Source organism: Psychrobacillus sp. PGGUH221 (assembly GCF_042055255.1).
GTDB lineage: Bacteria > Bacillota > Bacilli > Bacillales_A > Planococcaceae > Psychrobacillus.
The window spans coordinates 187,827-214,029 of record NZ_JAQMHQ010000002.1; the positions used below are offsets into that span (position 1 = coordinate 187,827).

At 35.7% G+C, this 26,203-nt stretch carries 19 protein-coding genes; 3 read left to right on the forward strand and 16 right to left on the reverse strand.

Going from position 1 to position 26,203, the window contains the following annotated elements; translation table 11 throughout:
- Window position 1 precedes the first annotated feature (1 nt).
- Both PGC35_RS04905 and PGC35_RS04910 read right to left on the reverse strand, forming a co-directional pair.
- Entirely contained in the window at window positions 2-3,151 is a 3,150-nt protein-coding gene (locus PGC35_RS04905; protein WP_375218382.1) for a DEAD/DEAH box helicase, read from the reverse strand.
- Window positions 3,152-3,371: 220 nt separating this feature from the next.
- The gene (locus PGC35_RS04910; protein WP_375218383.1) at window positions 3,372-6,533 is read right to left on the reverse strand and encodes a DEAD/DEAH box helicase; all 3,162 of its coding nucleotides are present in this window, start codon (window positions 6,531-6,533) and stop codon (window positions 3,372-3,374) included.
- 181 nt (window positions 6,534-6,714) lie between these two features.
- Between PGC35_RS04910 and PGC35_RS04915 the strand changes: the two genes are divergently transcribed.
- Window positions 6,715-7,419 carry a LuxR C-terminal-related transcriptional regulator gene (locus PGC35_RS04915; protein ID WP_056828782.1) on the forward strand — a complete coding sequence of 235 codons (705 nt, stop codon included), beginning with the start codon at window positions 6,715-6,717 and terminating at the stop codon, window positions 7,417-7,419.
- Between the two features lie 597 nt (window positions 7,420-8,016).
- Here PGC35_RS04915 and PGC35_RS04920 read toward each other — a convergent pair.
- The 3 genes from PGC35_RS04920 to PGC35_RS04930 form a co-directional block, all read right to left on the reverse strand.
- Window positions 8,017-10,068, reverse strand: a complete 2,052-nt coding sequence (locus tag PGC35_RS04920) for an ATP-binding protein (RefSeq protein WP_375218384.1) — start codon at window positions 10,066-10,068, stop codon at window positions 8,017-8,019.
- 244 nt (window positions 10,069-10,312) lie between these two features.
- Window positions 10,313-10,945: a hypothetical protein gene (locus PGC35_RS04925; RefSeq protein WP_056828786.1), complete on the reverse strand. Its 633-nt coding sequence runs from the start codon at window positions 10,943-10,945 to the stop codon at window positions 10,313-10,315.
- Window positions 10,946-10,962: 17 nt separating this feature from the next.
- On the reverse strand, window positions 10,963-11,589 hold the full coding sequence (locus PGC35_RS04930; RefSeq protein WP_056828788.1) for a hypothetical protein: 627 nt from the start codon (window positions 11,587-11,589) through the stop codon (window positions 10,963-10,965).
- Window positions 11,590-11,864: 275 nt separating this feature from the next.
- Here PGC35_RS04930 and PGC35_RS04935 point away from each other — a divergent pair, with 275 nt between their 5' ends.
- Window positions 11,865-12,761 (forward strand): YsnF/AvaK domain-containing protein, encoded by an 897-nt coding sequence (locus PGC35_RS04935; RefSeq protein ID WP_375218385.1) that lies wholly within the window; start codon window positions 11,865-11,867, stop codon window positions 12,759-12,761.
- 111 nt (window positions 12,762-12,872) lie between these two features.
- On the opposite strand, the gene PGC35_RS04940 is transcribed toward PGC35_RS04935, so the two are convergent.
- From PGC35_RS04940 to PGC35_RS04990, 11 genes are all read right to left on the reverse strand, one after another.
- Window positions 12,873-13,604: an acetoacetate decarboxylase family protein gene (locus PGC35_RS04940; RefSeq protein WP_375218386.1), complete on the reverse strand. Its 732-nt coding sequence runs from the start codon at window positions 13,602-13,604 to the stop codon at window positions 12,873-12,875.
- A gap of 13 nt (window positions 13,605-13,617) precedes the next feature.
- Window positions 13,618-15,036, reverse strand: a complete 1,419-nt coding sequence (locus PGC35_RS04945; protein WP_375218387.1) for a sodium/proline symporter — start codon at window positions 15,034-15,036, stop codon at window positions 13,618-13,620.
- Between the two features lie 132 nt (window positions 15,037-15,168).
- Window positions 15,169-15,876, reverse strand: coding sequence for an acetoacetate decarboxylase family protein (locus tag PGC35_RS04950; RefSeq protein ID WP_375218388.1), 708 nt, complete (start codon window positions 15,874-15,876; stop codon window positions 15,169-15,171).
- Between the two features lie 224 nt (window positions 15,877-16,100).
- Window positions 16,101-17,522, reverse strand: a complete 1,422-nt coding sequence (locus tag PGC35_RS04955) for a sigma-54 interaction domain-containing protein (protein WP_375218389.1) — start codon at window positions 17,520-17,522, stop codon at window positions 16,101-16,103.
- A 409-nt stretch (window positions 17,523-17,931) separates the two neighbouring features.
- A complete protein-coding gene (locus tag PGC35_RS04960) occupies window positions 17,932-18,831 on the reverse strand; it encodes a MurR/RpiR family transcriptional regulator (protein WP_056828798.1) in 900 nt (299 codons plus the stop codon).
- 67 nt (window positions 18,832-18,898) lie between these two features.
- Window positions 18,899-19,804, reverse strand: coding sequence for an N-acetylmuramic acid 6-phosphate etherase (gene murQ / locus PGC35_RS04965; protein ID WP_375218390.1), 906 nt, complete (start codon window positions 19,802-19,804; stop codon window positions 18,899-18,901).
- 29 nt (window positions 19,805-19,833) lie between these two features.
- Entirely contained in the window at window positions 19,834-20,826 is a 993-nt protein-coding gene (locus tag PGC35_RS04970; protein WP_375218391.1) for an N-acetylglucosamine kinase, read from the reverse strand.
- Window positions 20,813-21,640, reverse strand: a complete 828-nt coding sequence (locus PGC35_RS04975) for a carbohydrate ABC transporter permease (RefSeq protein ID WP_053590893.1) — start codon at window positions 21,638-21,640, stop codon at window positions 20,813-20,815. Before PGC35_RS04975 ends, PGC35_RS04970 begins: the two co-directional genes overlap by 14 nt.
- 11 nt (window positions 21,641-21,651) lie before the next feature.
- The gene (locus PGC35_RS04980) at window positions 21,652-22,596 is read right to left on the reverse strand and encodes a carbohydrate ABC transporter permease (protein WP_053592231.1); all 945 of its coding nucleotides are present in this window, start codon (window positions 22,594-22,596) and stop codon (window positions 21,652-21,654) included.
- 283 nt (window positions 22,597-22,879) lie between these two features.
- Window positions 22,880-24,196, reverse strand: coding sequence for an ABC transporter substrate-binding protein (locus PGC35_RS04985; RefSeq protein WP_375218392.1), 1,317 nt, complete (start codon window positions 24,194-24,196; stop codon window positions 22,880-22,882).
- Between the two features lie 16 nt (window positions 24,197-24,212).
- Entirely contained in the window at window positions 24,213-25,235 is a 1,023-nt protein-coding gene (locus PGC35_RS04990) for a serine hydrolase domain-containing protein (protein WP_375218393.1), read from the reverse strand.
- Between the two features lie 349 nt (window positions 25,236-25,584).
- Between PGC35_RS04990 and PGC35_RS04995 the strand changes: the two genes are divergently transcribed.
- The gene (locus PGC35_RS04995; protein WP_375218394.1) at window positions 25,585-26,193 is read left to right on the forward strand and encodes a TetR/AcrR family transcriptional regulator; all 609 of its coding nucleotides are present in this window, start codon (window positions 25,585-25,587) and stop codon (window positions 26,191-26,193) included.
- The last annotated feature ends 10 nt before the right edge of the window (window positions 26,194-26,203 follow it).

Genomic DNA, 26,203 nt, shown 5'->3' on the forward strand with positions numbered 1-26,203 from the left:
CCTATAAAACATTCTTATTGGCACGTGATACTAGATACGCTGGCATTGGTTCATGAAGCTTCCAAATAAAACTTACTGGATTACTTCCTGAATGACTTACATAATCTGCTGTTCCCAAGAAGATGAATGGTGAAGTATAGCCTGACTCCACTTTATACTCTCGAACAAAAAGAGCAATTTTATTACCAATATCTCGATGGCCAATATAGCGAGTTGCAGTTGGACTTGTAACAGAAGTTCTACTTTGCGATTGCCAATGGAATAATTGATCATTGATAGCATAGTCCTCATAAAGAGTAGAAGGCGAAAAATCCTTATCAGACTTGTTTAATGTAATAAAAAAGATATCAGTTTTCTCCTCTGCAAAATATTTCACACCCTCGCGAAATGCCGGATTTCGTTCCTCGTTAAAATAACCGAATGCAGCAAGAACTTGATCCGTTGTATAGTGTGCATGCACTCTAAGGGGTGAAACATAATTAAATGGTGATTTTTTCTCAAGTAATCGTAAGTTTTCAAAACACACTTCTAAGACATGTTGAATTTCATTCTTGAGTTGATCACTCGCAATAATCGCCTGTATTCCTTCGTGCATAGTCCCAAATCCAAAATTCTTCGGTGGTCCACTAAAGAATGAATAATAAAGCATTGCGACCATTCGTTGTCGCTCTTCTGTTTCTATCATTCCACTTTCTAAGTAATCACGGTAAAATTCCAATAATTCTAAGGAATCTAGATAAAACAATGTTTGTATTCTTTTCGTGACAAGATCTTCATACTCCGCAGTGAAATCTTCCATTAGCCCTGCTTCCACTTTCATTCTCTCAAATGTGCGATTCCGACTTGTACCGTATACATCTGCTAATGCTAAATGATGAAAATGTAAAAAGTTGTGTAACGTTAGTGGCTGTCCAGAGTCTGCTTCAAAGTGTTTCATTTTAGCTATGATATTTTGCTTATTAATCTTCGCTGCTTTAATATTTCTCAATATATATTCCTTTGCCTGTTTCTCCATCTGAATAACAGAGCCTTTAGGTAAGTGGAAAAAACCATTCTCTACGAAATGTTGAATTGAATGTTTAGATCTTCCGACAAGAGCGCGAAATTTTTCTTCGAATGGGTAATCTTTATGAGATTGTCCAATAAAATCTAATACGGTTAAACACTCTTTTCCATCTGCAAGACGTAACCCACGTCCGAGTTGTTGTAAAAAGACTGTTAAGCTTTCTGTTGGTCTAAGGAATAAAACAGTATTAACTTCAGGAATATCGATTCCTTCATTGTATAAATCTACAACGAAAATAAACTTCACTTCTCCATTTACTAATTTTCTTTGAGCAGTTTGTCTATCTTCTGGGGATGACTTCCCATGTAGTGCAATCGAAGAAATATTTTTTTGATTAAAATAAGATGCCATATAAAGTGCATGCTCAACCGATACGCAGAAACCTAATCCTTTTACATCATTAAGAGAAGTAACATATCTTTTTATACTTTGAATAACGAGATTACTACGTAGATGATTTGCTGTATAGACGTTTGTTAACTCTCCAATGTCATAGCCTTTTCTAGACCATTTAATACCTGTTAGATCCACATTGTCCGTTACGCAGAAATAATGGAATGGGCTCAGTAGTTTTCTATCTATTGCCTCCGTCAATCTCATTTCAGAGGCAATACGATCGTCAAAATAGCCCAACACGTTCTCATTGTCCATTCGTTCAGGTGTAGCTGTTAAGCCGAGTAATATAGTTGGGTTATAGAACTCTAATAAAGCACGATAAGAAGGAGCAGTAGCATGATGAAATTCATCCACAATAATAAAATCATAAAAATCGCTCGTTGTATTCTCTATCATTTTTTTGCTATTCCAACTTTGAATACTCATAAACAATTGATCAAATGATTTAGGTTCATATTTTCCGACAAACATCTCACCAAAGTTAGTATCTTTCAAAATTGTTCGAAACGTCATCATACTTTGACGTAAAATTTCTTCTCGATGAGCAATAAATAATAATTTTGAGTTTGGTTTATTACGTAAAAACCTCTTAAAATCAAAGGCGGAGATAACAGTTTTCCCTACCCCTGTTGCAGCCACTACAAGATTTTTCATATGACCATGTGCGACTCGCTCAACTTCTAGCTCATCTAAAATCTCTCTTTGATAATGGTATGGTTGAATGTCGAAGAAATAAGATTCATTTTCTTCAGCTACAGCTTCCTTAGTTAATGAATGAAGTAACATCCCCCAATTCTCACGTTCTTCAGCTAAGAGCGATTTAAATTCCTCATCATTCCAATAACTTTCAAAAGTAGCTTTAAATTTCCGAAGAATATCGAAAGAATCTTTTTCAGTCACTTTTAGGTTCCATTCTAAACCAGAAGTTAAAGCTGGGTTAGATAAATTTGAAGAACCAATATAAGCAGTACTAAATCCCGTATTTCGCTTAAATAAATATGCTTTAGCATGGAGTCGGGTTCGCTTTTTATCTAAAGACACTCTTATTTCTGTGTTTGGTAATTTACTCAATTCTTCAAGTGCTTTATAATCAGTTGCTTCCATATATGAGGTTGTGATGATACGAAGTTTGCCACCTCGTTCTTCTGTAAATTCACGAAGTTCATTTAATATAATTCGAAGACCTGACCATTTAATAAAAGAAACTAGCCACTCGATTTCATCTGCTGATGCAATTTCTTTTTTTAACTCTTCTAACATATTAGGCTCATAATGGGAACCCGTAAAAAGAGAACTTTGTGAAATCGAAGTAATAGGTCTAATAGGCTTTTCAATGCGAAGAGCTCGAACAGTATTAAGCTTTTTATAGACAGAAGTAAGCACTTCTCCCTGTTCTTCAAGTTTTAACGAAGCAATCTCTTGATCTTGAAGTTTAACACTAAGCATTTGGATAATTTCATTACATGTACGAATTTGAAGTAAAAGTGCCTCATCGTCTTCCACATTTGCTTCTTCTCTAATAAATGAAAGTGCCTTCTTTGTTACTTCTGAAATATATGAAGCAAGATATGTTTTTGCTTCTTCTACATCTAACTTTTCCGTTTCTACTGCATATAAATCAGAAGTAATTTTCTTTAATTCTGAGTTAATATTTTTATTAATTAATTGATCATATATTCCTTCTTTCAAAACAATCACTCCTTATATAAATAGAAAATAAAAGTTCTATTGTCCAAAAAATATTCTCTATTTGACCACCATACATTTCCAGTATTTTAATAATATCTTAGTTCTCGAATCAAATAAATGCAAATTTTTCCAATAATAAAAGAAGCTATTCACATTAATGTAAATGCTTCTTTTTCTCATTTTATGGTTATAATCATGAAATTTTTCTAGTTTCTTACTATCACTCGATCATCAATATCTCCCGAATATCCTCATCACTCATACTACCCAGTACATCCTGCCCTGAATGTATAACTTCATCAATAAGACTCATCTTTTTCTGTTGGAGTTGATTAATTTTCTCTTCAATAGTGCCTTTTGCTACAAGGCGGATGATGTTTACTTCGTTTTTTTGTCCCATTCGGTGGGCGCGGTCGGCTGCTTGTTGCTCGACTGCTGGATTCCACCAGAGATCGTACAAGATGACTGTGTCGGCTCCAGTTAAGTTCAAGCCGGTGCCGCCCGCTTTTAATGAGATAAGGAATAGATTGCCTTCGCCTTCATTAAATCGATTGGCTAATTCCACACGATCAGCAGGTGGGGTTTGGCCATCTAAGTAAAAATAAGGCGTGCCTTGTCGAATCAGTTGTCTTCTGACAATGCCTAGCATTTGGGTGAACTGTGAAAAGACGAGTACTCGTCTACCTGACATTCGGCATTCTTCCAAGATTTCCATCAGCTGCTCAAATTTTGCTGAGCTTCCGTTATAGCCCTCCACAAACAAACCTGGATGACAGCATAGCTGTCGAAGTCTCGTTAATCCAGCTAAAAATTTAACACGGTTCTTCTGGAAAGTCCCTTTTTTCAAATGTTTCAAAGCATCGTGTTTTAGTTCTGCTAAATAAGTGGCATATAATTTTTTTTGCTCTATTTGCAACTCCGAGTATAGAATGGTCTCTACTTTTTTCGGTAGTTCTTTCAAAACATCCTTTTTCATACGACGTAGAATAAATGGACGTACCCGTTTCGCTATATCTTCTCTGCTTAATTCACTATAGACTCTTCTGCTTGGCAACAGACCTGGAAAAACAACGTTGAATATAGACCAAAGCTCTTCTAATGAGTTCTCTATTGGGGTTCCAGTCAGTGCAAATCGGTAATCAGCTTGTATCATTTTCACCGCTTTAGCTGTCTTGGTCACCGGATTTTTAAATGCTTGAGCTTCGTCCAAAAAGAGAGTATGAAAAGTTCGGTTTTTATAGAGTTCTGTATCCATTCGTAATAGAGGATAAGAAGTGATTATTACATCTGCTTCTAGAGATTCTTTCCATAATGTACTTCTTTCTTCTCTGTTTCCATCAATAATTTGCGCATTTATATGAGGAGTAAATTTTTCTAATTCATTCTTCCAATTATAAACGAGCGAAGCAGGAGAAATTACTAATACTGATAATTTTCGCGAGCGCACTTCTGGGAGAACTGATTCAATATAAGTTATACTTTGTAATGTTTTTCCAAGCCCCATATCATCTGCTAAAATTCCACCGAATTTATATTTAGCTAACAGCTTGAGCCATTTGAAACCTACTTTTTGATAATCTCGAAGTATGGATGTTAATGCTATAGGTATTATTGCATCTAAGTCTTCGGGATTGTTTAAATTTTTCATTAGTTTGGCAAATTTTTCACCAGGATCTACTAGATCGCCTTGTTCCAAAGAATCGACCAATTGCATCCCTTGAATTAATGGAACACGAATTTCATCTTGAATATTATCAATAGATATCTCCATATCATGGATGAAACTGGATAGCGCCAGAAATTCAGGTGTTTCTAACGATACCAAGTTACCGTTTGGAATTCTGTAATATTTACTTTTTTCTTCTATAGAAGCCATCAAATGCTGGATTTCTTTTTCTGAAATTTCCTTGAGGTCAAACTTGAACTCCAACCAATCCGTTCGTTCCTTTACTTCCACCTTTATCTTTGGTCCTGTATATGCTTTTTGCACTCGCAATTTTACAGCTGTCGAAGCATAAATTTGAACCCATTTTTCCATACGAGCAAGAACATGATACAAAAAGTGATACTCTGCTTCCTCATCGTACAAGTAGAATCCACCTGACGTTTGTGTAAATGAATTTTCTAGGAGTAGTTGGATAATTTGCTGCTCATTATTACGTTGACGTCTGATTCCAGGGAAATGGGTAAATGTTTCTTCCGTTTCTTCACATGGATTAATAAAGAAATCACCATAATGGAATTCCAATCCAGCGAGTAGTCTGTGCTTTACTCGGTCCAGAAACAACTTAACCTTAAGTGGAGTTTCCCCCATTCTTTTCGAAACTGATTCACTTATTTGCACTTGTCCAAGCTTCATCAACCCCGGTATGACTGTCTCCATAAAAGTATCAATTTGGTTCTTTGCGATAAGGAGTTGGTTCTTAGCGGATTGTTCCAACATTTCTTTTAACTCTGCAAGACGATTACACTCTTCTGATGCAAGCTTGTATAATTTACCTTCTGAAAAAGCGTATCCATAGTCCCTTAACACAGTTACTCGCTCAAGTCCTATCACATTCAGTTGATAGTCAGTCATATTTCCTTCATCAAATTTAAAACTTAAAGGTAGCTCTCGCCCAAACTGAACCCCTTCATAAAAGACTCCATCTTGCAAAAACCTTACATTAGGTGCATTTATGAATAAAGGTAAAAGCTGCTCCCAGTCTGTTGGAGAAATAACTAACAGGTCTTCTTGTAAGCTAGCATTACTATTCAAGCGCTGGCTTTTTATTAAAAATTGAAGGACTTCATCGGTTTCTTTTGGGAAGCTGAAGAATTGGTAATCATAAATCAAGCCTGAGGCATATTCAAATGGTTCTCTTCTTCCCATTTTTTCAAGAAATTCCGTTACATTTACGCTATAATATAACGATTCTGAACCAATTTTCATTTGTATCCCAAACACATACTCTCCGTCTCCCAGAAAGATCGGTCGGCATATAAACTCAACGTGAAGTGTCTCTCTATTATCAAAATGGAGTTGCTTGCCAGTCGGGGGCAAAGATTTATTTCCAAATAAATTCAACATCTTCTTACCCAAATAATCATTCGATTGTTTCTTTTCTTCGATTGCTATTAATGTCGCTGCGATATGTTGACAATATGTTTTTAAAAAGCCTATTGGCGGGCATGTACAATTCGCTACTATATCCCCATCTGCATCTGCTTTCACCGTGATATTGAAATCTTCACCCGCTTTTACAGTGGCTTTGATTTCTGAACTATCCGCTTGAAAGGGTTGAAGCTTTACTTTTCCCGCCTGAAAGTATGCTTTACCCTTTTTAAAAGCAGTTTCTCCACATAATCTTTTGATTTTCTTTTCATTCATCGAAAAATTCATTTTTCTAATCCTTTCTCGATCGTCTACGTTTTTGGTTAAACTCAATATCGGTCTACATTATAATATCTAATTCAATTTTATCATAATGGATAACGTATGTTCTTTTTTGGGTTTTGATTTGAATAAACAATACTAGTATTTATTATTTTATGTCTAGGGAGTTGGAGTAGGGGGTATTCAATTGATACATGCCTTTGAAACTCTTGTGAAAGGAGAAATTCAAATGATAAATGTTGCGATTATTGATAATCGAGAGGTGGTCAGAACCAAAATTAAAGAACGATTGCAGTCGGAAAATATAAAAATAGTCTCTGAGGGTACATCTTCTGATGAGATGCTCAATATCTACGAGGAACATATAACAGATGTAATCATATCCGAAGTAGATAACAATAAAAAAGATACAATCCATTCGGTAAAAAAACTATTAACCAAGCGACCACAAGCTTCAATTATCATCCTGACAAGTGATGAGGACAAAGAATTTGCAAAAGAAATGATTCGACTAGGCGTAAAAGGTTACTTGTTTAAGACGAATGGAAGAAATGAAATTAAAGAAGCAATAGCGAACGTAAAGAATGGTCATAGTTATATCGATGGAAAAATCATACACGAAATCATGCTCGATGTGAGAAGGTTGAGTGATTTAGAGGAAGCATCTTCACCTAAACCTATTTTTCAACCACCTGAATTATTAACACCTAGAGAATGGGAAATACTTCAGCAGTTAGCATTCGGCCATAATAACGAAACTATAAGCAAAAATATGTTTTTATCTGTTAATTCTATAAAAAACTATGTATCAAATATTCTAAATAAACTAGGAGCAGAACATCGTACCCAAGCAGTAGTTCTCGCAATTAAGAATAACTGGGTTCTAGTTTGACTACTGAACTCAATTTAAAGGTAAAACATATTAATCCAGATGTAGACAACAGGTCTCTTTCAGCTAGCGTTGCCTTAGCCTCCTAGGCCAACACGATGTTGGTCATGCAATCGTTGCCTCAAAAGTTCCTTTTGCGACGAGCTTTGCGCAGGAGCAGGATGCGGCGAACTTGATTGCCTTCCCCTCAACTGCGGGGTATTCGGCTAACGGTATTCCCGCAGGAGTATCGCCTTTATTCAACGATTTTCCATAAAACTAAGTGATAAAACATGCTCTATTAATGGCATGATCATTTTCTAATTGATAAGCGGATAATAGTTGATTGGAGTGGAAGGCGGCGACTCCAGCCGGAATCGCATGAGCTGAAGACCCTGGACTGAGCGTCGCGAAGGAAGCGGCTGAAGCCATGCCGGCGGAACGCGTCCGCCTGGAACGGAAATTAACGGGTCCGAAATAAGTGAACAACATCGTGTTGGAGTAAGAAGCTCTGCACTCGCTACGGAAAGCGAGCGGTAAGCTTCGGAAAACCTGATCTATCCTATATAAAAATAAATTCGAAGTTGTCTACAGTCTCATTAATCTAGCTTTACTATTTTTTTATCGTATTTTAAATTTAACAATAAAAGTAGTACCTTTAGATCCAGTTTGTATCTCAATATTTGCATTATGACGAGCAGCAATGGCATAACATATACCTAGTCCTAAGCCTGTACCATTATCTTTCGTAGTATAGAATGGCGTGCCTAGTTTCTCTAATACTTCAGGCTGGATCCCTACTCCTTGATCCTGCACTGCAAGTACCACTGTGTTTTCATCTTCCTTGTACGTACTAATAGAGAGAGCTTTCCCTGCACACATTGCTTCTAAGCCGTTACGATATAAGTTTATTAGTAACTGCCGTATCTCATTTCGATTTAAAAATAATTTTGGGATGTCTTGTGTATGGAATTCAACAAATTTATTTTGATTTGATGCATCAACCTCTATTAAAGGGATAATATCATGGATAACTTCATTTAAATCTAACATCTTTAAATCGGATGTTCTTGTATTGCCCATTGAAAGAAACTCAGTAATGATTGAATTTGCACGGTCCAATTCTTCAATCATAATGTTTAAATAATCTTTATGCTTCTCAAAATCTTCTTCTTTTTTTATTAATTGCAAGAACCCTTTTACCGTCGTCATTGGGTTTCTAATCTCATGGCTAATACCTGCTGCCATTTGTCCAATTAAGTCTAGATTGGACAATCTTTTTAATTCCTTCTCATATTCCTTTTTTTCCGTTATGTCTTTTAATAGACAGCAAATACCGTCGTCAAATGGATACGCAACTACTTCATACCAATTATTGTTATACGGTGAAAGCATCTCGAAATTTACTGTAATACGCTGTGACATTGAACGATGAAGCTCCCTGTAAATATCCATTCCCACATTTTCCATGAAAATTTCCCACATATTAATACCCAATACGTCATTAGCTTTTTTCCCTTGTGGTAAATATTGATGTTCATTTATGTACGTAAATTCCCAGTCTTTATTTAAAGTAAAGAAGCCATCCGTAATACTTTCAATGACACTCGTAACCATTTCATTTGCCGAAGCTAGTTCTCTTGTCCGCTCTTTTACCATGCTTTCAAGTTGGTCCATATACAATAGGTTTGAAAATGTAGGGGCTGTAGCATCAACTATAGATTGTACAAGTTGAATTTGAGAATCCTCGTAATTTGGAGCTTCCCCTCCCAAATGCACAACTGCTATTACGCCTAATACTTTACCCATCGAAACCAAAGGAATTATCAGAAGCCCTTTTAGATCAAAACTAGGTAAGTGAATGATTTTTTTTGTTTTAGTAACCTCTTGAATCATATCCGTATAGTTTTTGTCCTTACTTGTATTATTAAGGTTTTTCATCCATTCTACTTCTGTCCAATCACAGTTCATACTTAACTTTGTTAATCTAATCGTTGTTTTTTCAAACGGATCTAGGAAGTGGGCAGCAATATTTTTGCTATGTAAAATCTTTTCTATGTAAAAAAAACATTTTTCAAGACTTTCCTCTAAGGAGGAACACATGGATAAATCACGTGTAACATTCAGTAACAACTGTTTTTGGTCAATCAGGTTTTCCTTTTGCGTTAGATTATTTGCGTTTCGCATTGCAACCGCTGCCATAGTAACATATGCTTCCACACTTTGAATTTCTGAATCTGTTAAGTTCATTGGAGTCCCATAATTAAACAAAAAAACAAGACCAAATAAATCCTGCTCAAATAAGATAGGAAGAGCTAATATGGATTTAATTTTAAATGCTTCGACTGCTCTAGGATACGGCCTTTTATCTTTAGAGGTGTCAGGGATGTAAATAGTTTTTTTGGTATCAATAACTTCTTTGGCAAGTAGGTCGATTTCAGGGTCAATTATCTGCGTATCCAACGTTTCTCCATTCATGTTATCTGGTTTTCCAGCGTATCCTTTGAATGTTCCATCTTCTTGGGGTAAAAAAACACCAACAGAACTACATTGAACAATCTCCTCAGATATCGCTGCTGTTACACGCTGTAATACTTCACACAGTTCTAGCTTTGTATTTAATATTTTAGTTATATTCGCAAGTCTAGAATATCTCATCTGTTCCCTATCCATTCACCCAGTCTCCAATCGTAGGCACATAAACTTTTTACGATAAATTTTATAAATTAAAATCTACATGCTATGTTCCATTTTTTTCGACTTCTTTTTCTTTTATTTTACATAGTTAGGAGTAATTTTAATAGTAGATATTGTAAAGTAGACTATTTTTAACCTAAATTCCCTCCAATATAACAAAGAACCTCAATCAATAAATAATGATTGGGGTTCTTTGTCATTCTCTTTATAATATTGTTTTTTATTCTGCTTCTAACTCTTCCAACGCATCAGGATAAACAATTGTATCGAATACTTCACCAGAAGCTTCATCTTTAATAGAGATTTGCACTTTATAATCTTCCGTACTCACTCCATTAAATATTTGATAGTATGCTCCTGACATTCCTAAACCAAAAGCAGCAAATCCGTCAAAACTATTTTCGTAAGCAGCTTTGTCCACAACTAAAGTGAATTCTGAGAAAGTATCATTGTGAGTAATATCTTTAATAGAAACATAGTCTTCACTGTTTTTTGTTTCTTCTACAGTTTCCAATATACTCGTTTTGATGTCTTCCATCATTTCTTTATGTTTAGCTTTAGACATTTTATACGTTACAGACCCATCTTCATTGGCTGTCGCTTCGTCAAAACCTTCTTCTTTAGCACTTGCAATAACTTCGTTGATGTCTTGATCTTCAAAAAAAGTAGCTGGTAATGTAACTTCCACATTGATTAATCCTTTATCAACATTAACGGATTGGCTTTCTGCTTTCTCCACTTTACCATTTTCAGTTTCTTTCTCTGTTTCTTTTTCATTGCTTGTTTCATTTGTACCACAAGCAGATACGATAAATACTAGTACAATTAAAAATGCTATTAGTTTTTTCAACATTCTATCTCCTACCTATATTATTTTGTTGAGAAAAATACATTATCCCAGTTTCCATCCTCGTAGACTACTTTAATAGGATCGTTTACTTTTACTTGATTGACAACAAACCCTTCTACTGTTCCGCCTACATAAACTTCTCCGTGATATTCTGGTTCATATACTACTGAAGCCATTTCGTATGGAGAACCATCCTCTCCAATAAAGTTAAAATCCCATCCATCAGCTAACCATGCATAATCTTCGGTCTCTGCTTCTGTTAAAGTTGCTTTTACATTTAAGAGAATATATTCGTATCCTTCAGGAGGAGTTTCATTGTATTCGTTTTGAGCTAATACAAGATCAAGTACTTCCTGGCCACGTTTCACTTCCGTAATCGTTATATCTGCTTTTCCTGCAAATGAATTGGATTCATTGTCGTAGATAGCGATATCAACCGATTGGGTTGTTCCTACTGGCACTGGATTTGAACGTTTGCCGAATTCTGGTGATTCAGTTTTATCCGCTTCTTCTGATGTTTCAACGTCTTTTGAAACTTCTTCTGATGCATTTGTAGGAGCTGAAGATTTTTCTGTTGCTTCCTCTTCCCCACATGCAACTAGTAGCATAACTAGTAATAAGGAAACATAAAGTAATGCGTTTTTCAATAAAATACCCTCCTTTTGTTGTACATTTTTGATAGTACACCTGTATTATTTTAGCAAAATAATCAAATTAATTATCATCCAATTTATGGAATAAAATTATTATGTTCAACGTATATCAAACCCGCATTCTAATGGGCAGGTAAGCATTTCTGTTCTTTTATAATTTGTATAAGAAAACAGCACAAAATACGATACTTTTGTTTAGCTAAGAAACGAGTGGGTATCTATTAAACATGCACGATATTAATTTTTCACATTTTAGGAGGAGATTAATAATGGCAGACAAAAAATATGTTGGATCTTTTAGAACAGAGCAGGCAGTACTGGATAAGATTAATGAATTGAAGCTAGAAGGTTATGTAGAAGACGATATTTATGTAGTAACAAACGATAAAGATTCTCTTTCAATCGTTCGCGGACAAACGGACGTCGATTTGACTTCAGCGGATGGGAACTGGCTAGACAAATTCATGGCCTTCATAAGCGGTGATGAGCCGGTACGTGCAGCGTTTCTCAATATGGGATTTACAGATGAAGAGGCAGAGCGGTACTACAGCGAAGTGAAAAGTGGCGGAATCCTTCTCTATGTAGATAAAGAGTATGGAACTATTTATGATGAAAAGGATATTGATTTAGGAACGACTTATACAGGCACTAATTTCACTGGAGCCAACACATTGAATGATAACGAAACTAGCGAAGAACGTATGCGTCTTCATGAAGAACGATTATCTGTAGAGAAAGAACGCCAACAAGCAGGTGAAGTGAACGTCGAGAAACATGTTGTGGAAGATCAAGAGACGGTTGAAGTCCCAGTAGAGCGTGAAGAAGTGTATATCGAAAGACGCGCGGTTGTTAACGAGACTGCAGCTGGGGATATAGTGGATGATGGCGAAAAAATTCATATTCCTGTCATGGAAGAACGAGTAGAAGTGACAAAACGACCTGTAGTAAGTGAAGAAATAGTCGTAGGCAAGAAAAAAGTAAAGGATACGGAACTTGTAACTGAGTCCATTCGCCGTGAAGAAGCAGATATCCAGCGTACAGATGATGTTGTCGACACATCTGACCCTACCTTAGTAAGCTATACTGAGAGTAAAGCACTAGACAATGATCCAATGGAAGAAAACCGATTGGACAACGACCCCTTGAATAAACGTGATAGATTCTAATTATTAGATTCATATAAGCTTTTAACCCCAACCATAGTTAATGGTTGGGGTTATTTTTATAATAACAATCCTTTAGGAGGTTACCGTTTGTCACCCGGAAACCCTCCTGACTTATTTAAATTCAGCGATTATTTTTCCCCAACCATTTTCCTCTGTCGCATAGAAGTCGCCTTTTATTAATCCCCCTCCAAGAATTTTTACTGGTTTTAATAAATCCAATGGTTCTCTTTCTGTAGATTGAATATGAACCTTCACATCTACTTGTAGTTTTTCTTTTAATACAAAATCTGGATTTGTATCTCTCTCTATTATTTGACGAATGGATGTCTCTCCACTTGGATGTGCAATTGTTTTTATTAGCAAATGTGGTGAAGTTTTAGGCTCATCAACTGGTAGAAGATCTTCAGTTTTCTGTCCTGTTAACTCTATGAACATTTGACCATTTTTCATTACTTTCCCAATAAACATTCCATTATCTTCTGTTAATGTTATACTTGCATATTTTTTTGGATATCCCCAAAGTTCTCTTCCAGCTGCAATTGCTGCGTCATTATTTTCATATTCATAGATGTAATAACCACCTTCTCTCCCTTCATACTTAACAGGAATCACTATAGCAGTATCCATATATGATACTTTATTACATTTGCTAAAATCTGTAATAGAAATAATTGCTTTATTACTCACGTATTCATATGGAGTAAAAGAAATTATACGACGTAACTCTTCTTCATTAACTTCTACTACTGCATATAAAGATACATAATCCTTGCTTTCATAAGGGACGAATGGGTCCGGAAACATTGGTGCATGAGCTGGTGTATTATATGATTTTGTTGACATATTGTTCGCCCCCTTATGCTATTTCTTTTTCTTTCGTAAATTTACTCACAACTAAAATAACTATAAATGATGCTAATGCTGCAGGAATAAGCTCATATATATAAGTGACCCATGCAGTATTGATCCATATAATTGTAACAACAGTACCTGTAATCATTCCCCAGATAGCTCCCCATTTAGTTACAACATCCGTGTATAACACTAATAGTAAAACTGTTCCAAAACTTGCAGCTAATCCTGCCCACGCATAAAGCACAAGATTAAATACTGCTTGTATTTCCATTAAAGCAATTCCCGTCGCAATTACACCGAATACAAGCATGGTGATTCTACTAATTTTAATCATCTGTTCATTGGAGTAAGTTTTCTTTGTGATTGCTTTTAGTAAATCACTTGCAAACGATTGGGTTACAGTCATTAATTGGGAAGAAAACGTTGATTGAATAGCAGCGAAAATAGCACCTATAATAATACCAGCAATAATTGGATGTATAGTGTCTCCCACTAATGTTGGAAAAACATATTCTGGATCTGCTAAACCAGGTAATAAAATTCTACCAATTAGTCCAAGTAAGTTTGAGCCCATCATTACAACAACTACCCAAAACATTGCGATTAAAGAAGCTTGTCTAACCGTTTTATCGTCTTTTGCTGATAAAAACCGTTGAACAATATGTGGTTGTCCTGGCTCTCCTAAACCAAATCCTATTAAACCTACAATAAGCCCGAAAGCAGTCGCTCCTGTTGCTCCACCCGCATATGAAAGTAAAACTGGATCAAGTGCATAGAGAATCTTAAAGAACTCAACTGGTCCTCCAAATTCAAAAAATATCATATACGCTGGAAATAATAATAGAACGCCGAGCATTAATAATCCTTGAAAGAGATCCGTTAATACTGCAGAATTGTATCCTCCAAAAACTGAGTAACCTAATACAAAAACCGCAGACAAAATTAATCCCAAACTATAGTCGAAATCAATAATAGAATGCAATGCTTTCCCCGCAGCTGTCAATTGGGACGCTAAATATGCTGTAAAGAAAATGATGACGATAACACTTGCGACAATTTTGATCATATTCGTACGATCCTTCAACTTTAAGCTAAAGTAATCAACTAAACTTAACGCACCAAGCTCTTCTCCTTCTTTTCTAAGTCGTGGAGCGACAGCAAACCAGTTAATTAAATAACCAACAATAAAACCTGGAAGCATCCACATTGTCGAAATACCTGCTGTGTAAGCATATCCAGCAGCTCCTATAAAGATCCACCCACTTGTATCGGTAGCACCTGCACTAATAGCAGTTGCCCAAGGTCCGAAATTTCTATCTCCTAGGAAATATCCTTCTTCACTCTTACTCATACGTCTTTCAGCCAATATACCTATTACAAAAACCGCTAATAAATAAATTCCAAAAACGGCTAGCATCATTTTGCATCACCTTTTTTCTCAGCGCGCTCTGCTAGAATATACGTTGCAACAAACCCTAAGGCAGGAACGATAACATACAAAAACCAAACTAACCCTGCATTCTCCACTTTTTTCACCCCATCTAATTTATTCTTAAAGTTCGTCAATTACTGTTCCATAAGAAAGTGTATAACCACCAACAAAATAGATTGCTCCTACTACTTCCACATCCCCTAATGTTGCAAGTGGATCATCTGATGAATATTCCCAGTTAAGTGTCGCTTTTCCAGTTACCTTATTTTTAGTTACAGCATCATAAAATTCATTTTTCAAAATTGTATTTAAGTGTGTACCATCATGTTCAACATGCGGCATTCTTTTCACTTGAAGTCTTGGAAATAAATCTGGTTGATTAAACTCTTCTCCTGTTTCCTCAAAAGCTATATCGATAATCTTTTTCCCTTTTCTACTAACACTTCCTGAAACCTTATTCCCTTCTACATTAAACTCGATTTCTCCAATTTTTTTCGGGTAACCCCAAATCTCTCTTCCTGCACAAAGTGCATCATCTGAATCTACATATTCGAAGGACATACATGCTCCACTAAGGTCTTTGTACGAACAAGGAATAATTAATCCGCCTTCATTGTAGTTTTCCAATCCATCAATTTTGTTGTTTTTAAGTATAAATACTTCAAATACATCATCTGTAACAGTGAACTCTTTTGGCAAAAGTTTTTGCATTTTCTCTTTGTCTCCACGACAATATACACTTACTTTTTCATATTCCTCATAGCGGTATGGTAATTTAGGATACAATGGTGCATATTCAGGTAAGATTGAGTATTCATATTTTGACAATTAAATCGCTCCCTTTTCTGTGTTTGATTTTATTAATGCAAGATACATGCCAAAAATAAAACAATTACAAAAAAGTTAATATGTAATTGAAAGTTTTATTAAATAGTCGTTAGAATCACTAACTAGGATTTTAAATTTTGTTTCTACAAAAAAAAGCTGAAATTATTTTTTTTTCAGCTTTTAAAAATATATATTACTCAATCCTATTCTATTGATTTGAGTAATTACTCATATTTGAGTAATTTTAATTTATAAATATATGTTTCTAGCTTATATTTCTTCACTTTATTACTTAATGTTTGTTGTGGAATATCTAAATCTCTAGCTGTTTTAGAAATGTTCCCCCCTGCGTTTTTGAGAGCTTCTTTTATAATTTCCTTTTCTTTTTTCTCGATTTCTTCTTTAAAGTTTAATTTTTGTTGTTGCCATTCCACCACTTTAATTTCTTCTGGAAGAGGGAATACCTGAAGAAAATCCGTCAATTGTATATCCGACTTTTCAATGCAATGTGATTGAACAACATTCATAAGCCTTTCAATCATATTTTTTAATTCTCTAATATTCCCAGGCCATGAATAGTTTGTTAAGTACTCAATAGCATCATCTGATATTTTATTAATATTTTTCTCAAACTTTTCATTGTAGTAATCGATAAAATGTTGGATTAGAATCGGGATATCTTTTTTTCTCTTTCGGAGAGGTGGTAACTCTATATTTAAAACACATAAACGATAATAGAGATCTTCCCTAAATTCCTTATTACTGAGTAATTCTCTTGGATGTACATTAGTTGCTGAAATAATTCTTACATTAACAGAGACTTCCTCAGTACCACCGACTCTTCTCACCTTTTGGTCCTGAATGACACGAAGTAATTTTGCTTGTAGATTTTTAGATAAAGAATTGATCTCATCTAAAAATAATATCCCTCCATTTGCCACTTCAAAAAGACCTTTATTATCTACTGCACCCGTATAAGCGCCTCTGACTGTACCAAATAAATAAGATTCTAGTAAGTTATCCGGAATAGCAGCACAGTTTTGCGTGATTAAAGGAATATTCTTAGCACTTGCACGGTGTATGTTTTGAACAACTACCTCTTTTCCTGTTCCAGTTTCTCCATAGATTAAGATAGGAGAAGGTGAACTTGCTAGTAAATCTATTTGGTTTTTTAATTTTAAGATTGATTCATCTTCTCCTATAAAGTCTGGAAACTTCTCGTCAAAGTTATTTAGTCTATGATTTACTTTTTCTTTTTGATCAATGTTTTCTGTTTGTAGTTTCATTATTTGTTCATTTAGATTTTGCACTGCTGAAAAATCTTGAAAAATCTCATATGCACCTACGACATTTCCTTCTTTTATTATTGGAAATGTTGAAGTCAACGTTGTTTTTCTTTCTCCTCTATACGTTACAAAGGATTGTTGGTTATTAACAATTTCCTTACCTGTCTTAATTACTCTAAAAAAAGTACTTTTACGCTCATTTAAATTTGGAAACACTTCAAGTACATTTTTACCTATTATTTTTTGATGATTTAGCCCAATCGAATCTACAGCTTTATTTGCAAAGGTTATCATTAAAGTGGTATCCACCATCATGATGCCTTCATTTAAATTATTAATCATATCTTGCTCCCAGCTCATTGCAACCTTCCCCCTTGATTGAAATTTCAGATAGTAATATAATACATCAAAAAAGTTTTCATCCACCTATTAAAAGTGCAAACTTTACGACTATATCTATGATTTTTTGAACATAAAAAAGTCCGCTCCACTTTGGTTACGGACTACATTCCAACATATCTCATATCTTTTGAAATCTAAGCATTTGTTCTCGAAGGGTAAATGGCATGAAATCAACGTTATAACTCCAAAGAACCCCTTAAAACAAGTTCTACTTGCTCTAAGCGGTTTCGTTTATTAATCATTCTCTCAAATCTTCAATAGCTTTGATTTCCCTGTAAGTTGGGGCAACAATACCAAGACACTCAATTTCAGCATCGAATTTTTCGGCTTAAGCTGCTCATATGGATTTCTCTACCATAATAAGTATTTATTCATTTAGTTCCTGCTCATTAGCAGTTTTTCTTTTCGGCACTTTTTGATGCAACGTGTCTATCGCCATTCTTGTTGCATCTAAGTAACCTATTGTTTGTTCAAAAGTACTCGTGGCAACACACATAAACAGAATATCGATTACATGTAGCTGTGCAAGTCTTGAAGATGTTGCCCCACTTCGAAAAGCAGGTTCTAATGAGCTGGCTGTATATAAATTAATTTCGGCTAAATCTGCCACAAGACAATTGCCATACCGTGTTAGACTAATTGTTTTAGCGCCTGCTTCTATTCCGATTTCTAAAATCTTTGATACTTCATGTGTTTCACCTGAAAATGAAATACCAAATATTAAATCATTCTCCGATGCATTTGCAACTGCAGTTGCAGCTAAATGTACATCTGGATAAAAAGAACATTGTTTATGAATACGCATAAATTTTTGCTGTGCATCCATTGCAGCAATGCCCGATGCTCCTACTCCAAAAAAATAGATATGATTTGCCTGTAAAATAGCTTTTACAGCGTTCGATAGCTGTTCCATATCTAGCATATTTGTAGTTTCTCTCAACGACCTTATACTTTGAACTGTGATTTTTTCAACCATCGTTTCAAACGATTCATTCGGCTCAATATCACGCACATCTTTGCGCTCGTGCTGTAAATCGCCAGCAATTCTAAGCTTTAAATCCTGAAAGCTATTAACTTGGATTGATTTGCAAAGCCGTATAACAGCTGCACTGCTCGTGCCACTTTTTTTACCTAACTCTACTGCTGTAAAATTAATAGACTCTTTCGGATATTTTAAAATATATTCGGCAATTTTTCGCTCTGAGCGTGGTAGTCGATTCAGCATTTCTTCTAGTATAGCTAATCCTGCATTTACCTTTTGTGTCATATTCACACCCTCATTTATTACTTGATTTATTGAAAAAAGTGAATAGTTAATAACTATTCACCCCATATTAATGCTTTATTTCTCCGATTGCAGCCCGAACTTTTCCATCTGTCTTATCCAATAATACAGCTACTTCATCGGCTGTGAATTCAGTTAAAAGCATTACAATCGCTTGCTTTACATTAAATTGCGTTTCAGCTAACGCTTTCTCTGCCTCTTCATTCGTTACATTTGTTGCTTCACAAACAATTCTTTTTGCACGTTCTTTCAACTTAAAATTACTAGCGTTCACATCGACCATTAAATTTTGGTACACCTTGCCAAGTTGAATCATTGTAGCTGTAGAAATCATGTTTAAAATCATTTTATGTGCTGTTGCAGCCTTTAAACGTGTAGAGCCGGTTAATATCTCTGGACCAGTCTCTACCTCTATCGCTACATTCGCAAATCGACTGATAGCTGCTTGCACATTGCTTGTTAAACTGATTGTTTTAGCCCCGATTGATTGAGCATAAGATAGTGCACCCGCTACATAAGGTGTTCTACCACTAGCAGCAATTCCAATAACAACATCACTTGAAGTAATTTTTTTTTGTATTAAATCATTTTCTCCAAGCTCCTTATCGTCCTCTGCTCCTTCAACAGCAACCATGACAGCACTTAAACCACCGGCCAATACTGCCTGTACCATTTGTGGAGAAGTACTAAATGTAGGTGGGCACTCTACAGCATCTAGGAGCCCAATTCGACCGCTCGTTCCTGCTCCTACATAAAACAATCTACCACCTTTTGAGAGTTTATCATACACAATGTGAATAGCATCCTCAATTTGTGGCAAAACCTTTGCAACTGCAATTGCAACTGTTTGATCTTCTTCATTCATCGTTTTAATAATTTCCTTCACGGACATGCTATCTAATTTACTCGTTTTCGGGTTGGATCTTTCCGTTGCTAGTTTTTCCAATCCATTCATTTACGTCATACCTTTCATGGTTATGTTCATCATAGCTGTTTCCATGACTCAATAACTTCTCTTTTCAGTTTAGGCGTGAGTGGGATGCCTACGCTAAGCAATGCATTGATATACGAGCCAATCACTGGTGGTAATGAAGGTACATATAATTCATTATCAAACTTTCGCATAGCCTCTACAAATGAACCACAAAACATATCATTTAAAAATAAGCCACCACTTAGTACAATCGGCAATCCTTTAGCTTCCTGCTCCCGCTCTAGTATGGTAGAAAGAAGCTCAACTAACGACGTAATCGCATGTTGAACAATATCATTAGCTGGTCCATACTTTTGCTCTGCTAGTTCTATTACAGGCTTTGCTAATGATGCAATAGCTGTACGTGGGTTATCATGATCATACACGGCGGTAATAATTTCAGATGAATTTTGTAGCTTAAAATGTCGCAAAACAGCCTGCGTTAACAGTTCATCTTGCGAAAAATTGCCATGTTTATCAATATACCTTGTTACATAGCGAAGTGCTTCATTACCAATATGATAACCGCTTCCTTCATCACCAAATAAATAGCCCCAGCCCCCCGAACGTGTAGTACGCGCTCCATCATCTTGTACTAAATAAGCAATCGATCCTGTGCCCGCAATAACTACAAGCCCATTCAAACTAAATGAGCCACTTACAAGGGCAGGCACAGCATCATTCGTAATTTGAATACGACACGGATGTGATTGAAAATATATGCTCATCCAGTCAATCCATGTTCGTTTATCTTCTTCTCTGTCCCCACCTGCAGTTCCAATATATATTGCAGAAACCTGTTCCTTTTGTATACCTGACTGCTTTAATAAAATATTTAGAAGCTCCAAAATTTGAATACGTACCTTTTCAGGCTTCGTAGATTTAATATTGGAACCCTTACCTACAATCTTGCTAATTATTCGACCAGAGTTATCTCCAATAACACAGACTGTCTTAGTTCCCCCTCCATCTACACCGATAAAGTATTCCTCACTTAAGTGCACCGGCTGTCAGCCCTTCCATAAATTGTTTCGATGCAACTAAGAATAGAATCATCATCGGTAGTGAAGCTAATGTTAAGCCTGCGAATAGGGAACCCCAATCTGCTGAGTGCTCACCAAACAGGGATAACATTCCAACTGGAATTGTCATCTTCGCCTTTTCAGTAATAAAAATTAAGGGGAAGAAAAAATCATTCCATGCGGAAATAAAGTTTACAATTATCACTGTACCCAATGCTGGACGCATTAATGGAAGAAGCACATTCCAAAGCACGCGTAAGTTTCCTGCCCCGTCCATTCTTGCGGCTTCCTCTAGCTCCATAGGCATTGTTTTAAAGAAGCCAGTTAGAATAAGCATTGTTAGGGGTGTACCTGTAGCGATATTCATAAAAATAAGGGACCAAAGTGAATTAATCAGACCTAAATCTCGCATTAAAATGAAGAGTGGCACAATGCCTAATTTTATTGGAATCATCATTCCTAATAAAAATAAAAAGAAAATAGCATTATTCCAGCTAAACTTAAAGCGTGCAATATAAAATGCTGCTAGCGAGCAAAAGAGAACAACGAGTACAACAGAAGTTACACTAACAATTACACTATTGATAAAGTATTGATCAAACGGTATTTTACTCAATAATGTTCTATATGTATCTAAGCTAAAACTCGTTGGCAATCCTAATGGATTCTTGAAAATTTCAGCACTCGTTTTAAACGAAGATAAAAACATTAAAAAAATCGGGTACAAACTAATTGTTGCGACAGCAAACACAACAACATAATAAAATGGCTTCGACCATATCGAACTGTTCTTCATACTACTCACCCTTACATTTGTACTTCTTTTTTATTCATAAATTTCAAGAATACCATTGTACATACTAATATGAAGAAAAATAACACAGTTGCTAAAGCAGAACCTAGCCCTATCGCATCCGAGCTTCCAGATGTGGAACTACCAAATGCTAAGCGATAAAAGAATACAGCTAGCGTGTCCGTAGAAAAATACGGTTCTCCCATTGACCCTTGCATTGCATATACGAGCTCAAATGCCTCAAAAGATTGAATAAATGTTAATACTGTCATGATCAAAATGGAAGGTACCATTAACGGTAAATAAATTTTCCGAAGCATCGTCATTCCTTTTGCTCCATCTAATTTAGCAGCCTCCACTAGTTCACCCGGAATACTTTGAAAACCTGCTAAAAAGATTAATACCCCGAACCCTAATCCAAACCAGCAATTTACTAGAATAATAGAGACTAGCGCTGTGTTTGGGTCTCCAAGCCACGCTCGTTGTAATTCCTCTAATCCTAGCTTACCTAGCAACATGTTCAATGTGCCGAAGTTTGGATTTAAAATAAGCTTCCATAAAAAACCTACAACAATTACGGATAATAAACGCGGTAAAAAAAAGGCAATCTTGAAAAACTCAGCACCTTTTACTTTTTTATAAATAATAAATGCAAGTAAAAACGCTAAGCCATTCATAACAATCATTTGTAGGACAAAATACAGTATATTATTCTTAAACGCATTCAAAAACATAGAACCATAGGGCTCTGTCGTAAATAATGTAACGAAATTGTTAAAACCAACAAATGACTCTCGTGAAAAACCATTGAAAGAATAAAAGCTATAAGATAATGCAGCTAATATAGGATAGAGCACGAATAAACCATAAATAATTAGTGCAGGTATTGGGAAAAGGTGGATAGTCCACCGTTTTCCCTTTTTTCTTTCCTTCTTTGTTGAAGCTGTTTGTACAGTCATAGTCATCATCCACAGCCTCCTTTTTTGAGAATAAGAAATGATAAACTTTTCTACTCATTTTTTGTCCAGACTCTAGGCACCAACCCCTCAAGGTCGAATGGGGAATCTTCTGAATCCAACTAGTTGGACTACGAACCTTCCCATTCGCTTGTCGGAGGCCCACACGAAGTGGGTCATGCAGTCATTGCGAAATGTTCTCTTATTTTGCGACGAGCTCTGCGCAGGAACACCACGATGTCGCTAATTTAGACTGTATTCCACTGACAGGCGCCTTGCGCTTTTCTTATTTTTTAAAAGGCTCAAATGAAATTTCTGCATTTTCCTGCACTTTTTGAGCTACTTCCGCTGGCGTTACTTCTCCTAAATACATTCCTTGTAATTCCGTTTCTAATACTGTTTTCGTTGTCGGATCTCCACTTACAAAGTTAATTACCCAATAATATGGCGTTGAATTTGTTTCCACTGCTTTACTTAACTCACTAAGAAGTTCGTCATTTGAAGTTATACCAGGAAGCGCACTAATCATTTTGAACTCTTCTACAAATAATTCTCCAAACTCTTTTGTTGTTAAAAATTCTAAAAATGTTTTTGCAGCTTCCTTGTTTTTAGAGTTCGCATTTATCGCAAATGATCCATCAACCCAAGTTGTCACTGTTTGATTGCCAGTTTTTGAAGGCATTGGGAAAAAGCCGTAATCTAAATCTGCATTCAGTTCATTAACAACTGGGATTTCCCAGCTTCCAAGTGGGAACATTGCTGCCTGCTCCATAGCAAATAATGTACGAATATCTTCCATACCTAATCCTTCTGAGTTAGCAGGGAAATATTTTTTCAAATCATTCATTACTTCAATTGATTCAACAAATGCTGGATCTGTAAAGTCTCTTTCACCAGTAACAAGTTTATCTGCGAAAGCATTTCCATCCACTACACCTGGTCCTACAATGCCATGTGTTAAAGATAGTAACCAGCTCTCTTTAGTTCCCATCGCAATTGGAGTAATACCCGCTGCTAATAATTTTTCATTTACTTCGATAAATTCATCCCAAGTTGTTGGCACTTCAAGACCTTGGTCAGCAAATATTTTTTTATTATAGAAAAATTGTGTTGAACTAATGTTTAATGGAACACCGTATTGCTTCCCATCTTCTCCTCGAGAAGCTGCTAAATAGTCATCTGAAAATTGATCTAATCCCTTTAGGTCTGTAATCGGCTCAACAAACCCAGCTGCAGCTAGCTTTAATCCTGCTGCATACGGACGTAGATGGAAAATATCAGGACCTTCTCCCGCTTGCAATGCTGTATTTAAAACTGTGTTGTATTCCGTATTTTTAGTTGGGCTAAATTCAACTTGGATATCAGGATTTGTTTCGTTGAACAAAGCGATAACTTTTTCGTATTTCGCTACATCTTCTGTACGCCAGCTACCTATTGTTAACTTTACTTTTTCTGTAGCTTCACTTACTTCGCCATTATCTTTACTATCACTAGCATTACTATTTGTTGAAGTATCTTCACTATCGTCAGAACAAGCAGCTAAAATCAACGTAAATAACATGACAAACATAAACAGAAACAGGTACTTATTTGATTTTTTCATTTTTAATACGCCCCTTTTAATTTGAAATGTATATATCATAAACCAACTCGTGAACCCCTTGTCTAAACTCTTTCACGTGAAAGTGTCTTCCATAATGCACTGCATTTGTTAGTAGTACTACAAATAACTTCCTCTTTGGATCCAACCAAATACTTGTCCCTGTAAAACCTGTATGACCAAAAGAGCCGACCGTCCACCTCCTTCCGCAGGGTGGTACCGTATCCTTCCCAGTCCAAACTTCGAAGCCCAGGCCTCTATGCTGACATAAATGAGAATGACATAAATCCATCCATTCCGATGGTATGATCGATTGTTTTGAGATGCCTAACCAGTATTGCGCATACTTTACTAAGTCCTCTACACATGAAAACAGACCTGCACTCCCTGAAACACCTTTTAACAAAAATGCCTTTTCATCGTGTACCTCACCTTGCACATATTGACCCTTAACCAATTCAGTAGATGCAATATTATGTAAAAGGTTCTTTGAAGGATTGAACGTAGTATGACGCATCTCCCATGGTATAAAAATTTCATTATCAGCAAAACTATTTAAAGATTTACCTGACACCTCTTCAATGATTTTGCCTAGTAAAATCATTCCTAGATCGCTATAAACAATGGTTTCGCCTGTCTTATAACTTAATTTCAATTGATATATTTCTTCCAATATATTTCTTACTTCATCCCTTTGCACTGGTGGTGATAAATCTGCTTGCAGACCGCTATTGTGCTGTAGTAGGTTCTTAATCGTTACTGTTTCATGAAGAAATTTAGGTAAAAACTTTTGCACAGAATCATCTAATGCAATTTCTCCTCTTGCTAGTAATAATAATGCTGATGGTAAGGTCGCTATTACTTTCGTTAAAGATGCTATATCGAAAATTGTTTGTTGCGTAATTGGCTGAGTACTGCCATCTTTTGCTGTAAAATTGCCGTAACTTTGCTTCAAAAGAACATCCATATCTCGTTGCACATGAATGACTGCACCTGGAATTTTTTGTTCTTCAATAAACCCTTTAATATACTGTTGAAGCATTTTTCACCCCCATAAAAAATACTCAAAATTCCGATAATTCAATATTATAAAATTTTGTACTATAAAACAACAAAAATATTGAAATATTTTTTCAAAAAACTCCGAAAGCTAGTATTACTGCAAGTTGAGTTACATTTTATAGTTTTTGAGCCCAGCCTCTCAAAACAGTATATTCATCCGTTTCTAGAAAATGTACATTCTTCTTTCAAATTTAGTTTATCTATAATTCGCCCCCGCCCACTTCTGCACCATCTTTTTTCTCTTCGCTAAATATTTTTGTAATAATTTTTAAAAGTCTATTGTAATTTCTGAATATTTTACATATTATAAAAACTGAGAGGTGATTCATATGTCAGAAATAATAAATTTGTCTTCTAATTCCCTACCACTTACAAAGAAGGGAGAAAAAACACGTCAGCACTTACTTAATATTGCAGAAGAAGTTTTTGGTGAAAAAGGTTATTTTAATGCTTCGATTGTTGATATTACCCAAAAAGCAAATGTAGCTCAGGGAACTTTTTATAATTATTTCCCTTCGAAGCAGTCCATTTTCGAAGAACTTGTGCGTAACATGAGCCACACGTTTCGAAGTGAAATTCGAAACGCTATTAAGACAGCAGATAGTTTCGAAGAGTCACAAAGAATCGGCTTTCGTACTTTCTTTTCTTGGGTAAAAAATCATCGGAATTTGTATAGTATTGTTCAGCAAACTGTACTAGTGGACGAAGAGCTTTATCGTTGGTATTACGAGCGTCTAGCATCTGGATACATTAAAGGTCTAGAGGAAGCTATTGGTAAAGAGGAAATAAAAAATTATGATACGGAAACAATTGCTTATTGTTTAATGGGCATAAGCCAGTTTTTAGGGATGAGATGGATTTACTGGGAGGATCGAGATGTACCAGAGGATTTATTAGAAGACGCTATAGCCCTTATTTTCCAAGGTTTACGAAAATAAAAGCAGGAGT